Below are 13,572 nucleotides of genomic sequence, written 5' to 3' on the forward strand. Positions count from 1 at the left end.
CCGAAAAGGGCGGCCGGATGATGCCGGAACGTCACTGCGCGGCGTCCGGATAAACGAACAAGACCCTGAATTCTCTGCCCGCTGGCACAGATTCAGGGTCTTGTTCTATCGGTTAGGCTCCGCCATGCTGCTTGCGGTACAGGTTGGGCGAGACGCCCTCCACTTTTTTGAACACTTTGCTGAAATACTTCTCGTCCTGATAGCCGACCATCTCTCCGACCTGGGCAATACGGAGATGGGGGTTCAACAGGAGCCGCTTCGCCTTCTCAATGCGGATGCCTGTCCAATAGTCGGACAGATTAATGCCGAACTGCTGCTTGAACTTGCGGGAAATGTATTCCCGGCTGACATAGAACCGCTCGGCCATATCCTGCAGCGACAGGTCCTCATTGTAGTGCTGCTCCACGTAGCGGGCGATGTCGAAAATAATATGCTGCTCCCGGCCCTGCCGGGCGGACAGGGCATCGGACAGGCGCTGCAGCGCCTCCAGCCAGTGCCGTTCCCATTCTTCCCAGGTCAGGCCGTCCCGATCCGCCAGCTGACGGAGCGGATCCTCGGCCTCCAGCCTCTCCAGCAGGCCGGAGGCGATTGCGCTGTCCGGGGCGGCTTCCTGCACGAGGCGGGTGCGAAGCGCCTCCCATTCCTTCAGGCACTGCGCCCGCATCGCCGGCGTCAGCACGCCGCGGCTGCGCAGCGGCTCGCTCCAGCGCCGGACGGCGGCCGCGAGCCGATCGGCCTGGCCGCTCTGCGCCGCCAGCGCCCAATCGTCCGCGGCGGCGGACAGCCGGACAGGCGCCGCGGCACCCGGCTCCGTTCCGTCCCGGAACGGATGCACCTCGATGCCGGCCTCCATCAGATTGCGCCGCGCCAGGGCTTCCTTGGCCTGCGCGTAGGCCGCGTTCAGGCCGGCGGGGAAGGGCTGGCTGCCGCTTGTCCCGAAGTGCAGCTTCCGCTGCACCGTCTGCACCAAGCCGGCATTGATGCGCTGGAGCAAGGCCTCCAGCTCGGCGGCGTCCTCCCACAGGACGATCGCCAGCTCGCTTCCGGCGCTCCAGTAGCGGAACGCCGCGCCCCGCACGCGCCCGGGCGGGTTCACGAAATCGGCGGCAATGTTGACCAGCGTGTAGAACAGAAGCTGGACATCATCGCCGAATTTGCCGCGGAATTCGCGGCTTCCCGCCGGCACGCGGGCGATCGCGAGCCGGATGCGGGAGATGCCGGCCGGGAGGCCGAATTCCGACGCCAGCCGGCGGACGTTCGCTTCATACACCGCCGGATCGTCGAGCAGGCTCGACCAGAGCTTCTCCGAGACGAGCGGCTTGAACTCGTTCACCTGCATGCGCTGCATATGGCTGGCCTGCCGTTCCGCCTCCTCGTGCCGCCACGCCTCCACGGCCTTGGCGACCGCTTCATTGATCGCCTCCGGATCGATTGGCTTCAGAATATAGTCGATGCCGCCATGCTGCAACGTATGGCGCACGAGCGCGAAGTCGTCGTGGCCGCTGATAGCGATTACCTTGCAGGCGGGCGCATGGCGGCTGATCCATTCCATCACCCCGGTTCCGTCGAGCCGGGGCATCATCATGTCCGTTATGACGATCTGGGGCTTGCGGGCGGCCAGCAGCTCGATCGCCTGTTTGCCGTCCTGCGCCTCGCGGATCGCCGTGATCCCGTGATGCTCCCAGTCCACCAGCAGCCGGATCGCCTCGCGGACATGCTTTTCATCGTCAATGATTAACACTTCCATTCGAGTCTAGCTCCCCCTTGATGAGTATCGTGATGCGGGTGCCGTGCGGCTCGACGGCCTCGATCCGCAGCTTCGCCTTCCCGCTGCTGAACAGCTGCAGCCGCGTCAGCACATTGACGAGGCCGATGCCGGACGAGGTCTCGTCGGCTGCGGCGCCGCGCCACAGATCGTGGCTCGTGCGGATGCCGAGCCGCTCCGGATGGACCTTCGCCAGCCGTTCATTCAGCTCGATTCGCCGCTGCAGCGGCATGCCGCGGCCGTTGTCCTCGACGATAATCTCGATCCTTTCCGTCTCTTCGCCATCGGCAGGACGGCTGACAATCCGGCTGGCAATCCGCAGCCAGCCGCCGGAGCGCTCCTGCTCCAGCCCGTGCTTGAAATAATTCTCGATCAGCGGCTGGAGCGTCATCTTCGGCACGGACAGATCCAGCGTGCCCGGATCGAGCTCGAAGCGCGCGTCGAAGGCGTTCTCGAACCGCTGCGCCTGGAGCTGCAGGTAGGCCTTCGCATGATCGATCTCCTCCCGTAGCGTCACGATGCTCTCCTCCGTATACATGCTGTAGCGCATCATGCGGGCGAGCGCGGTGACGAGCTTATAAATCCGGGGCGCCTTGTGCTGCAGCGCCAGCGTGCCGATCGATTGCAACGCATTGTTCATGAAATGCGGATTGATCTGCGCCTGCAGCGCTTTCAACTGATTCGTCTTGTTCGCGATCTCGAGCTGGTACTCGCGCACGATAAGATTGTTAAGCCGGTCCACCATATTGCGGAAGCGCTTGGATACGACGCCGATCTCGTCATTGCCGGAAGGCTGGATGTCGACGTGCAGATTGCCGGTCTGGACCTGGCTGATATAGCGGACGAGCTGGCGGATCGGCCGGGTAATCCGGAACGACACGATTATCGTCGCGATAATGATGACAACGAGCGATAGCGCGATCAGCAGCATGTTGACGACGGCGGCCCGGTTCGCTTCCTCCAGCAGCACATGCTTCGGAATGATTTTGATCAGCGTCATATTGACCAGCGGCGTCTCGACCCGCTCATGAACGAAGAGAGAGCCGTCCGCTTCGTTGCTGCCGCTAGGCGATGCCAGGAACGGGGCAAGATCGTGTCCGGTCTCCTGGAACGGGCGCCCGATTGCCTCCCGATCTCCTGAATAGAAAATGACGCCTTCGTCATCGACCAAATAGAACTGCTCCTTGTCCCGGGCGTAAAGCTGCTCCGCAATCCGCGACAGCGCTTCCAATTTGACGTCGATGGACAGGTAGCCGAGCCGCTCGCTTGACGGCATGCGGTAGATGGGACGATGAAGCGTGAACACTTGAACGCTCGGGAAATAATAAGGCGACGCGTTGAAGCCGTACATTCCGCTCAGATGGGTCGGCTGCATGCTTATCCCCTCCTCCGCATAGCGGCGGACGTTCTCGTCGAGCGCGACGTCATGCATGCGCCGCGGCAGGCTTTGGATGACTAGCGTCGCCCGCTGCTGCTTGTTCCGGTATAAATAGACCTGCCAGATGTCGCCCATCGCGGCGGCGATATTTTGCAAGGAGACATAGGTATTCGCTTCCGCGGTGTAATCGTCGTAACCCAACTCGAGCTGCCGGAAAAATTCATGATCCGTATAGACCGCCAGCGACGTCCGGTTCAAATTATCCAGCAAATTGCCGAGATTGGTCTTCCCCTGAAACATAAGTTGGCGGTTCTCTTCGATGGCCCGCCGCTTCAATGAGTCGGTCGTATAGCTGTAAGACACGACCATCGTCGCGACCGTCGGCACGATCGCCGCAATGAGCATGAACAGAATAAGCTTGGTGCGGATGCTGTTCCAGCGCATGATGTTCAACTCCTCCGGTCACAGTGTACCCGTTCGGCCCGGGGCGGTCAATATATTGCACCTTTTCGTTCACCACCGGCGGTGGCAACCGCTTTCAAAGGACGTCATACTAGAGATATTCCTGAACACGAATATTACTCATGACATGAAAAGGGGAGAGGCGAATGTCGCGCAAAACATGGTCCCAAGTCGGACAACAGCTTTTTTTCATCGGCCCGGCGGCATTCTTTTTTACCGTTATCGTCGTCTTTCCGTTCCTGCTCGGCATGTACTATTCCTTCACCGATTGGAATGGAGTGTCCGGGTCGGTAACCTGGGTAGGACTCGATAATTTCAGACAAATTTTCGCGAAGGATTCGGATTTTTTCCCGGCCTTCTGGTTCACGCTGCGGTTCACGGTGGCGGGCATCGTATTGACGAACCTGATCGGCTTCCTGCTCGCTTACGTGCTCACGAAGCCGCTCAAGCTGCGCAATGCGCTGCGCACCGTTTTCTTCATGCCGAACGTCATCGGCGGCCTGCTGCTCGGCTTCATCTGGCAGTTCATCTTCGTCAAGGGCTTCGCCGCTATCGGCGAGCTGACGGGCATCGGCTTCTTCAATCTGCCGTGGCTCGGCGACGAGACGACGGCGTTCTGGGGCATTATCATCGTCTTTGTCTGGCAGACGGCCGGTTACTTGATGGTGATCTACATCGCGGCGATGACGAACATTTCGAAGGATGTGCTCGAAGCGGCCGAGATTGACGGCGCTTCCCGCGGGCAGGTGCTGCGCCACGTCATCGTGCCGCTCGTCATGCCGGCGGTGACGGTCTGCTTGTTCCTCGCCATCTCCTGGTCGTTCAAAATGTTCGACCTGAACCTGTCGCTCACGAAGGGCGGCCCGTTCAAATCGACGGAATCGGTCGCGCTGAACATTTATCTGGAGGCGTTCCAAAATAACCGCTACGGTCTCGGAACGGCCAAAGCGCTTCTGTTCTTCGTTATCGTCGCCGTCATTACCCTGATTCAGGTGAAAATCACCAAGAGCAAGGAGGTGGAGAGCTGATGGAATCCGCGCGCAAATACGGCGTACGTCTGCTCCTGACCGAAGGACTGATGGTGCTGGCCGGACTTGTCTTTCTGGTTCCGTTCTATTTTTTGCTGGTCAATTCCGTCAAATCGTTCGGCGATCTGCTGAGCAATGCCGCAAGCTGGCCCGTCTCCTTCGAATGGGAGAACTACCGCAAGGCGTGGGAGATCACGCAGTTCCCGCAGGCTTTCGGGAATTCGCTCCTTGTGACGGTCGCCGGCATTCTGCTTATCGGCCTCTTCAGCGCCATGGCCGCTTACCGGATGGTGCGGCATAATTCCCGGTTCAACCGGATCCTGTTCATGGTGTTCGTCGCGGCGATGGTCATTCCGTTCCAGTCCATCATGATCCCGCTGGTCAAGGTCACGGGGACCTTGCATCTGATGGACAGCATCTGGGGACTGCTTATCTGTTATCTCGGCTTCGGGGCGCCGCTCTCGATCTTCCTGTTCCACGGCTTCGTGAAGTCGGTTCCTGCGGAAATTGAAGAGGCGGCGGTTGTCGACGGCTGTTCTCCGTATGCGGTCTTCTGGCGGATCGTGCTGCCGCTGCTGAAGCCGATGTTCGTCACGGTGGCGATTCTGAACAGCTTGTGGATCTGGAACGACTATCTGCTTCCGTCCCTCATGCTTCAGAGCGCGGAGCTGCGCACCATTCCGCTGGCGACCTATGCGTTCTTCGGGCAGTACACGAAGCAGTGGGATTTGGCGCTCCCGGCGCTCGTGCTGGGCATTACGCCGATCGTCGTCTTCTTCCTGGCGATGCAGCGCTATATTATCGAAGGGATTACGGCCGGATCGGTCAAAGGGTAAGATACATGCCTCAATCGGTATGTCATGACCATAAGCCGCAACGCGAGACGATCCTGTGCTTCAATGGTCAATGAATTGCACCTGTTCGGTCAATTCTCTCGGTGTAACCGTTTGCAAATAGAGCCTATACTGGAGAGGAATCAAGCGGCTGTCGCCGCCGCTGGCGGCGGACCGTCGGCTTTCTTAGCCTTTATCACACGGATATGCTACACAACCGCAACAAAATCAGGTATACACATAAGGGGAGGTCTGGCAAATGAGACGAATGGCACAATGGTCGCTGGTCATGCTGCTGGCGGTATCGGTGATGCTCGCGGGCTGCGGAGCGAAGGACGCGGGCGGAGACGCTTCCTCCGCATCCGGGGCGGAGGGCGGCAAGCAGGACGTGAAGACGGTGAAGATTTTCCAATTCAAGGTGGAAATCGCGGAGGCGCTGAACCGGCTGAAGGGGGAATTCGAGAAGGAGCATCCGAATATCAAGCTCGATATTCAGACGGTCGGCGGCGGAGCCGATTACGGCGCCGCGCTGAAGGCCAAATTCGCGGGCAATGACGCGCCCGACATCTTCAATAACGGCGGCTTCCAGGAGCTGACGACCTGGTTCGAGCATCTGGAGGACCTGTCGGATCAGCCGTGGGTGCAGGATGTGCTCCCGCTCGCGAAGGAACCGATGACCAAGGACGGCAAGCTGTACGGCATGCCGATGAACCTGGAAGGGTACGGCTTCATTTATAACAAGGATCTGTTCGCCAAGGCGGGAATTACCGAACTGCCGAAGACGCTGGCCGAGCTGGAAGAAGCCGCGAAGAAGCTGCAGGCCGCCGGCATTACGCCATTCGCCAACGGCTATCAGGAATGGTGGATTCTCGGGATTCATAACTTGAACGTCGCTTTTGCGCAGCAGCCGGACACCAATGCCTTTATTCAGGGGTTGAGCGGCGGCAGCGCGAAGTTCAAGGGCAATCCGGAGTTCGAGAATTGGGTGAACCTGCTTGACTTGACGGTAAAGTACGGCAACAAAAACCCGCTGACGACCGACTATAACACGCAGGTGACGCTGTTCGCCAAGGGCGAAGCCGCCATGATGCAGCAGGGCAACTGGACCCAGGTTCAGATCGACGGCATCGATCCGAACTTGAATCTCGGGGTGCTGCCGCTGCCGATTGACAATGACGCGGCGAAGAATGACAAGCTGCTCGTCGGCGTGCCGAACAACTGGGTCATCAACAAGAATTCCAAGGTGAAGGAAGAAGCGAAGACGTTCCTGAACTGGATGGTTACCTCCGATATCGGCAAGCAGTATATTGCCAAGGAGTTCAAGTTCATCCCGGCCATGTCGACGATCGACGCGACGGCGGAGGATCTGGGCGACATCGCGGGCGATGTGATGAAGTACAGCCAGGACAACCGCGTCCTGAGCTGGAACTGGTTCAAATATCCGGACGGCGCCACGCAGGAATTCGGGAACTCGATCCAGGCCTATATCGCGGGCAAGTCCGACAAGGATAAAATGTTCGATGAATTCCAAAAGGCTTGGGATAATCTGAAAAAGTAACTTGGACTGCTAACCGAACACAATGACGCCAGGGGCTGTTCCCGCTAAGGGAGCGGCCTCTCGTCTATAGAATGGACAGGTCCATATGGCCATCATATCTACCGATTTTTCTATTGATTTCGGAGTGAGGACAGAGACGCTTCCCATATGTGATCGAATCAAAATTACCTTATAGACTTTCGAAGTTTGATAATATACATTGGTCTTACAATTAAAGAAAGGGGAGAGGTTTTATGAAGAAAAGGGTATATGTTTTTGTTGTACTATTATTGTTTTTTTCTTTTTTTATCGTAAGGTGCAATAGTGGTTCAAAAACCATACAAGAAGCCACTAGCGTTGCATCGAGCGGTTAGTTCATAATCTAATTTCAATTAACATCAATATATGATATATATTTACATTTGCGATGTCCGCGCTAAGTCTAAAAAAGTCGAGCTGGAAACAGACCCTACGCGTTATCCATTATATGTAAAAATCGTTTTCGTTTGTCATTACGTCACAATCAGTCTCGGTTTCATCGACTTTGTTGCCTTTTTCGGACGTATCCCATTTCGCTTTGGTCGACCTCTAGATGTTCGAGTCGGCTTGCGGTTGAGTGCAGCGATCAAATTTTCCCATGGTTTTTCCGCATAGATGCGAATCAACTGGAGGAGGTCCCATGTCGACTTTTTACAGTCCAGTGTTAATTTAATCAGCAAACAGAGAGCATACGCGATTAAAGCAATATACATTTGGTTCCAAATCGCTTCGGCCGTATAACCGTGGGGTTTTACCAATCGAATATGCTGCTTGACCCATTTAAAAAACAACTCAATATGCCAGCGATTTCGATAAATCTCGGCAATTTGATGTGCGGATAAGTCAAATCGATTCGTTACAATTCGATAGGTACGCCCTTGGTCATCGTTAAACTCAATCAAACGCAGAACCGCTGGCAGCTCCGGCATCGTCACATCAGCATCAAGGATAAACCCATTCTGCCTTTTGGGGAGGTCTCTTTTTCTGATGATCGTTAACCGGCTCTTTTGCTTGACGCGGCAAACAAATTTAATCTTATCCTCTACCCATTTCTGAAAATGGTCGTATACCTGGTATCCTCGGTCCATCACGTAGGTCGCATCTTTATCCACTGTAAATTCCAACACGACTTCATGATCGGCTACATCTTTGGTTGAAGCGACGATCTTGTCTGGATACATCGTTTTGGAGTCCGCAACGACCAAGGAGGTGTGCATCTTCACGCCATGGCTACTTTTGGAACAATAGGACCATTTCGCGAGAATGGGAGGTAGTGTAATTCCCGATGAATCGATTAGCTTGAGTTTCCCAATACCAGGCGTAATGCCGCGTTTCCCTTTTGTAAGTTGCTTGATTCGATCAATGAGCGAGAAAAAGAGCGTCTGAAGATACTCCATAGGCAGCCGTTTCAGCTTCCGCGATAGTTGAGAAGCGCTTATGCTCTTGAGACCCAGAAGATCTTGAAATTCAGGATTAGCCGCTACATGCTCTGACATGACTTTGTATGAGTCTCGTTGCTGAAGCTGTGCCTCTACAAATAAGAGTGTCGAAGAGCCGACAAACAGCTTTTGGGCCCGGTACTCCAATGACTCGTGTCGAGTAGAATGGACATGTAACCATTTTAGGCATTGACAAATGACGTTATGATTCGGTACGTTATCCATAAGAAATCTCCTTTGTTGAGGCGTTTTATGGATAACGTTAGGGTAACTCAACAATAGGAGATTTCTTTATTTTTGTCCATGAATATAGTTCAATAAGTTACAAATATAGAGACTTATGGGATAGAAATTTTCGTAAAAAGATTGATGCAACGCTAGTGACAAGAAGCACTAAGCACATCACATCCAGAGCGGATAGATATTATCCATGAAGAAAACACGAAGCATGGGATTGTCGTATTTTACCATCAACTTAGTAACAATGATTTTTCAGTTGCTGTTGTAGAAAAAAGATTCGGTAACTATAAAGTTTATAGTGGAGCACAAGGAGATATTGATTTAACGTTAAATCGGTTTGGTTTTACGTATATGTCTTTTCCACCCATAGGAAAAACATCCTCCCCTATGTATTTTGGCCTTATTAGAAATCCAGAGATAACTCAAATCAAAATTATAGAAAAGAAACGAAATATTGAAGGGCAAGCTAAAATTATTGCGGGAAAAGATGCCAGAGTTTGGTTAATGGATATGGAGGGATTTGAGGGAACAGAATTTCAAATCATAGCGCTCTCTAAGGATAATAAGGAAATTGCGAAAAGAGATGACACTATATCTGCTGAAGTATCTGATGCCGATTATAAACCTATATAGGTGAATAGATAGAAACTGGATGCTGGGCTAAAAAAGATATAGTCCCCAATATTCAGTCTCCCAAGATAAAAATAAAAGCAAACGCTTTCAATTTTGTGATTTCTTTCACATATTTACCTTGGATATCTTTGGTAATATCCTTTTAAAGGATGATGTCACTAGTTACAGATCATGTAACTTTTGTTAAGACAGAGAATAATCTATACGGTGATGGATTTAAAACAAAGGGGGATTTAGTCCAATACTTAAGGGACAACCAAGTTTCAAGTGAACACCTTGGGGTGGATCTACGCTAAGCGGTACAAAATATTTATGGTTAGGGGTAGGAAATAAGACATTTAGAGTTTCTGATACAACACCTTGTTAAAGAGCTGCCGAAGCTGCGGTGACATCATCCATTGAAAGAAGAGTTAAGCAGTTTAAAGTCTTGCTTAGCTCTTCTTTCTTTTTGGGTCTAAGCTGTAAAACCGGCTAACTCTTCAAGGGGGGCTGGTTGAAATTAGAGATGGAACCAGCCGTGAATGAGGAACGGGACGCTTTCAGAAAAAAGCCGCTCCTCCCCAAGAGGGGCCAAAACGTTGAAAGAGCAAGTCAACTTGACTGATCCGGAAACTGGCACCCTGAAATGGGAGGGAAAACCGGAAGGCTTTCATAAATTGGAGTCGGGAAACATCGTTCCACGACACGAGCAGGATTTAAAGACTACAAGTCTGACACAAAACGATGTGCTGCCTGTCCACTATTGGACAACTGTGGCCCTCATCTATGATGGCGGAAACCACATCCCGTTCGACGCGGCTTCCGTTGCTCCAAAGGAAGATTTCAGTAGAGTCGGACCAGGCTCCGAGCAAAAAACAATTGACGATCGCCCTTCCTATTCTTATAATACCCATTAAACATGTTGGAATTATAAGTTATCAGGAGGACGGATCATGAACGAACAATCTTGGATTACATTGCGGGACTGGAATGTCTGCGCAAGCTGGGGCGTTGCCCTGCTGCTCGTCATTCTGCTGTGGTGGCTGGGGAAGAACAAGGTCGGCTTCGGCCTGCGCGTGCTGCTGGCGATGGCGCTCGGGCTGACGTTGGGGGCGCTGTTCGGTCCGGCGGCTTTGGACGTCAGCATTCTGGGCTCACTGTATGTCAGCCTCATCAAAATGGTGGTGATGCCGCTCGTCTTCGCCGCGATCATTACAAGCATCACGTCCGTTAAAGATCCGGCCGTCTTGAAAAAGCTCGGGACGAAGACCATTGCGCTCTTCCTGATTACGACCGCGATCGCGGCGGTTATCGGCCTGGGGACGGCGCTCGTCATCGATCCCGGTTCCGGGATCGCACAGAACGGCGATGCGGCGCAAGATTTCCAGGCGCGCGAGATTCCGAGCTTCCGCCAGGTGGTGCTTGATCTCGTCCCGTCGAACCCGATTAACGAGATGGGTGAAGGCAAAGTGGTGCCGGTCATTATATTCGCAGCCTTCATCGCCGTCGCCATCATATACGAAGGGACGCGGAACCCGGAGCGGGTGCAGCCGGTCCGCTCGTTTTTCCAATCGTTCTCTCATATTATGTTTCGCGTCACCAAATTCGTTATCCGGCTGACGCCTTACGGAGTGCTGGGACTCATGACATCGATGTCCGCGAAATACGGACTGTCCACCTTGAAGGAATTGGCGTGGTTCATTATCGCTGTCTATGCGGCGTGCCTCATCCATATGATAATTACGTTCGGATCGCTTGTCGCATTCGGCGCCCGCGTCAATCCGATCCGGTTTTTCAAGAAAGCGTACCCGACGATGGCGGTCGCCTTCACGACGCGCAGTAGCTACGCGACGCTGCCCGTCAACCTGGAAGTGATTACGAAGCGGATGAAGGTCTCGGACCGGATAGCCAGCTTCGTGGCGCCGCTCGGGGCGACGATTAACATGAACGGCTGCGGCGGCATTTACCCGGCCATCGTCGCCGTGTTCATCGCCCGGGTCTACGGCATTGATCTCAATATCGCCGATTACCTTCTCATCATCGGCGCCGCGACGTTGGCTTCCGTCGGCGTTGCCGGCGTCCCCGGCCCGGCCTCGATCTCGACGACGGTCGTGCTGGTGCAGGCCGGTCTGCCGCTCGAAGGCTTTGCTCTTGTGCTCGGCGTCGATGCGATCGTCGATATGGCCCGCACTACGGTGAACGCGACAGGAACGACCGTCGCCTCCCTGCTGGTCGCCAGCAGCGAGGGCGAATTCGACCGCGAGGCGTTCCATCGCGATCCGGACGGGGAGATTGACTTCAACACGGAATCGGCGCCAAGCCAAGGTACCGTATCCGTGTAACCTCGAATTGCAGAAAACAACAACGTTTGCGCTTTTGCAGAGGAAGCGTCAGTGATTTGCTCGAAGTCTATAAGGTCCCGACGAAAAAAACCGCCAAGCCGGTTAGGCCTGGCGGGTTCTTATACTGAATCAGGAGGCCGGGGCATCGGCAGAGCGGTGCGTGAATGGGCGGGATGGTCAAGCCTCTTCGCGTTCCGGATTCGGGCTGTGTCCGCTGACCCGCACGAGGAACTCCTGCTCTTCCTCTTGCTTCAGCGTCTGCTTTTGCTCCTGCACCGGTTCCTGCTGATGTTGCACATGCTGCTCTGGTTGCGGGTGGCCTTGTTGTACTTTTATTTCTTCTTGTACTTGTATTTGGTCTATCCGTTGAGTTTCTTGTACTTTTTGTATTTCCTGTACCTGTCGGGCATCTTGTACCTTTTGTTGCCCCTGCGGCACTTGTTCTGCATATTGAACATATTGGACTTGTTGAACATGTTGCACTTGCTGTATTTGTTGTGCTTGTTGCGCTTGTTCTACTTGTTGCCCCTGCTGTTCTTGTTTTTCTTCCTGTTCCAGGACGGCTTTCTCTTCCTTGTGCTGATCATGAATTTGGACCATCTTGTGTTCTGCCTTCCCATATCGCTGCTGTGCCAAATACATCGCATAAGCGATCGGGTACGTCAAGGCATTCCGGTACGCTTCCTTATCGCCGATCTTGCGGGATCCCGGCTCGGCTTCGGATTGACCTCCAGCAGCCATATTTTGCCGGCCTTATCTACAGCCAGGTCGATCCCGATCTCGAACAGGGAGCCGATCTTTTCTTCGATCACTTCGGTCAGGCGCTGCGCCAGACAACGGCATTCCTCTTCAATGGCCTTCGCCTGCTCGGTCCCAAAGTGCTTCTCCATGAACGGAAGGAACGGCAGCGCTGCACTGCCCCGTTGCCCCGCCAGATTGGAATTCGGGCTGCGCGGCGTGCCGACGCGGATAGCCATTCCTGTCGTCACCCATTCGCCCTCTCCGTTTTTTTGATGAAGGACGCGGGCATCGGCGGTTCTTTCGGGGAGAATCTCTGTATCTATGCCCTGCTGAAGGACAAATGAACCGTTGCGAATGCGCTGCGAACGGGTCCAATGCGCGAGCCAGCGAACGACCTCGCCCCGATGACGCAGCCGGACATTGCGCAAGCCGAAGCTTCGTTCCCGTCCCCAGACTTCATACCTGCCCTGCTTCGCCTGGATGCGGACGACGCCCATTCCGCCGGTTCCGTTGCTGGGCTTCGCATAGATGAGCGGATATTGGGCCAGCATGCTTCTCAGATTCCGTTCGGAATAAGGCAATGTCTTCGGAAGCCAGCGGGCGGTTCTTTCATCCTCGGAGAACATTTCCAACGCTTTGGACTTGAGCACGAATTTATCGTTGGCATAGGGGAAAAGCGAGCGGTTCCGCATAATGCGGAAGGCGGCGTTCCAATTGCTGCGTCTCCGGTCGATGACGATGTCAGGCCAAGGCTCCATCGCGGCAGTCCAGCCGAAACGGGTGAACTTGAACCCGCGAATCCGCTTTTGGCGGAGGCGGATGTCTGATTCATTGAATACATACACATTGGCCCCCAGCTTCCTGCCGATCTCCACCCATTGGCGGAAGACGAAGGATTCCGTGAACCGGGTGCCCCTGCGGTATGTGAAAATTCCAATTACCGGATGTCTCTGCTTCATCTGATATCACCTCCTTGGCCGAGAAAGCGGCGGCCGGGATTGTGACTGCGGTTCAATGCGGCACAGCTGATTCCGCTGCAGGTACAGCCCATGGGCGGGCTGTCCAAGTTGATTGCACGGCGGCTCCTTCCGTATGCGATCGTACTATAGCATATCGCTTGAACCGGAGAAGTGTGACTGTCTATTCAGGGAAAGCG

General features: G+C 54.4%; 11 protein-coding genes. 6 read left to right on the forward strand and 5 right to left on the reverse strand.

All coding sequences use genetic code 11. From position 1 onward, the window contains the following. Window positions 1–112 precede the first annotated feature (112 nt). Together OCY70_RS10350 and OCY70_RS10355 are read right to left on the reverse strand one after the other, a co-directional pair. Window positions 113–1,747 (reverse strand): response regulator, encoded by a 1,635-nt coding sequence (locus OCY70_RS10350; protein WP_213430120.1) that lies wholly within the window; start codon window positions 1,745–1,747, stop codon window positions 113–115. After that, window positions 1,728–3,587: a sensor histidine kinase gene (locus tag OCY70_RS10355; RefSeq protein WP_213430121.1), complete on the reverse strand. Its 1,860-nt coding sequence runs from the start codon at window positions 3,585–3,587 to the stop codon at window positions 1,728–1,730. The genes OCY70_RS10350 and OCY70_RS10355 overlap by 20 nt, the downstream gene beginning before the upstream one ends. Window positions 3,588–3,751: 164 nt before the next feature. Between OCY70_RS10355 and OCY70_RS10360 the strand changes: the two genes are divergently transcribed. The 3 genes from OCY70_RS10360 (at window position 3,752) to OCY70_RS10370 (ending at window position 7,024) form a co-directional block, all read left to right on the forward strand. Beyond that, window positions 3,752–4,633, forward strand: a complete 882-nt coding sequence (locus OCY70_RS10360) for a carbohydrate ABC transporter permease (protein ID WP_213430122.1) — start codon at window positions 3,752–3,754, stop codon at window positions 4,631–4,633. After that, complete coding sequence (locus OCY70_RS10365) at window positions 4,633–5,469, forward strand: carbohydrate ABC transporter permease (RefSeq protein WP_213430123.1); 837 nt, start codon at window positions 4,633–4,635, stop codon at window positions 5,467–5,469. The genes OCY70_RS10360 and OCY70_RS10365 overlap by 1 nt, the downstream gene beginning before the upstream one ends. 256 nt (window positions 5,470–5,725) lie before the next feature. After that, window positions 5,726–7,024, forward strand: coding sequence for an ABC transporter substrate-binding protein (locus tag OCY70_RS10370; RefSeq protein ID WP_213430124.1), 1,299 nt, complete (start codon window positions 5,726–5,728; stop codon window positions 7,022–7,024). A 491-nt stretch (window positions 7,025–7,515) separates the two neighbouring features. Here the strand turns inward: OCY70_RS10370 and OCY70_RS10375 are convergent, their stop codons facing one another. Next, complete coding sequence (locus OCY70_RS10375) at window positions 7,516–8,706, reverse strand: IS4 family transposase (RefSeq protein ID WP_261944831.1); 1,191 nt, start codon at window positions 8,704–8,706, stop codon at window positions 7,516–7,518. Between the two features lie 402 nt (window positions 8,707–9,108). On the opposite strand from OCY70_RS10375, the gene OCY70_RS10380 reads away from it, so the two are divergent. The 3 genes from OCY70_RS10380 to OCY70_RS10390 all read left to right on the forward strand — a co-directional run bounded on the left by OCY70_RS10380 (window position 9,109) and on the right by OCY70_RS10390 (window position 11,675). Further along, entirely contained in the window at window positions 9,109–9,354 is a 246-nt protein-coding gene (locus OCY70_RS10380) for a hypothetical protein (protein WP_213431053.1), read from the forward strand. 578 nt (window positions 9,355–9,932) lie between these two features. Beyond that, a complete protein-coding gene (locus tag OCY70_RS10385; protein ID WP_213431052.1) occupies window positions 9,933–10,250 on the forward strand; it encodes a hypothetical protein in 318 nt (105 codons plus the stop codon). 36 nt (window positions 10,251–10,286) lie between these two features. Beyond that, a complete protein-coding gene (locus OCY70_RS10390) occupies window positions 10,287–11,675 on the forward strand; it encodes a dicarboxylate/amino acid:cation symporter (RefSeq protein ID WP_213431051.1) in 1,389 nt (462 codons plus the stop codon). A gap of 177 nt (window positions 11,676–11,852) precedes the next feature. Here OCY70_RS10390 and OCY70_RS10395 read toward each other — a convergent pair whose 3' ends face one another. Together OCY70_RS10395 and OCY70_RS10400 are read right to left on the reverse strand one after the other, a co-directional pair. Continuing rightward, the gene (locus OCY70_RS10395) at window positions 11,853–12,341 is read right to left on the reverse strand and encodes a hypothetical protein (protein ID WP_213431050.1); all 489 of its coding nucleotides are present in this window, start codon (window positions 12,339–12,341) and stop codon (window positions 11,853–11,855) included. After that, on the reverse strand, window positions 12,338–13,375 hold the full coding sequence (locus OCY70_RS10400; protein ID WP_213431049.1) for a YheC/YheD family endospore coat-associated protein: 1,038 nt from the start codon (window positions 13,373–13,375) through the stop codon (window positions 12,338–12,340). The genes OCY70_RS10395 and OCY70_RS10400 overlap by 4 nt, the downstream gene beginning before the upstream one ends. Window positions 13,376–13,572 lie beyond the last annotated feature (197 nt).

The organism is Paenibacillus melissococcoides, assembly GCA_944800085.1.
Taxonomy (GTDB): Bacteria; Bacillota; Bacilli; order Paenibacillales; family Paenibacillaceae; genus Paenibacillus_B; species Paenibacillus_B melissococcoides.

Excerpts from the sequence above, each read along its gene's own strand:
- OCY70_RS10400 (WP_213431049.1), bottom strand. The coding sequence starts at position 13,375 with ATGAAGCAGAGACATCCGGTAATTGGAATTTTCACATACCGCAGGGGC.
- OCY70_RS10390 (WP_213431051.1), top strand. The coding sequence starts at position 10,287 with ATGAACGAACAATCTTGGATTACATTGCGGGACTGGAATGTCTGCGCA.
- OCY70_RS10350 (WP_213430120.1), bottom strand. The coding sequence starts at position 1,747 with ATGGAAGTGTTAATCATTGACGATGAAAAGCATGTCCGCGAGGCGATC.
- OCY70_RS10380 (WP_213431053.1), top strand. The coding sequence starts at position 9,109 with ATGTATTTTGGCCTTATTAGAAATCCAGAGATAACTCAAATCAAAATT.
- OCY70_RS10370 (WP_213430124.1), top strand. The coding sequence starts at position 5,726 with ATGAGACGAATGGCACAATGGTCGCTGGTCATGCTGCTGGCGGTATCG.
- OCY70_RS10375 (WP_261944831.1), bottom strand. The coding sequence starts at position 8,706 with ATGGATAACGTACCGAATCATAACGTCATTTGTCAATGCCTAAAATGG.
- OCY70_RS10365 (WP_213430123.1), top strand. The coding sequence starts at position 4,633 with ATGGAATCCGCGCGCAAATACGGCGTACGTCTGCTCCTGACCGAAGGA.
- OCY70_RS10360 (WP_213430122.1), top strand. The coding sequence starts at position 3,752 with ATGTCGCGCAAAACATGGTCCCAAGTCGGACAACAGCTTTTTTTCATC.
- OCY70_RS10355 (WP_213430121.1), bottom strand. The coding sequence starts at position 3,587 with ATGCGCTGGAACAGCATCCGCACCAAGCTTATTCTGTTCATGCTCATT.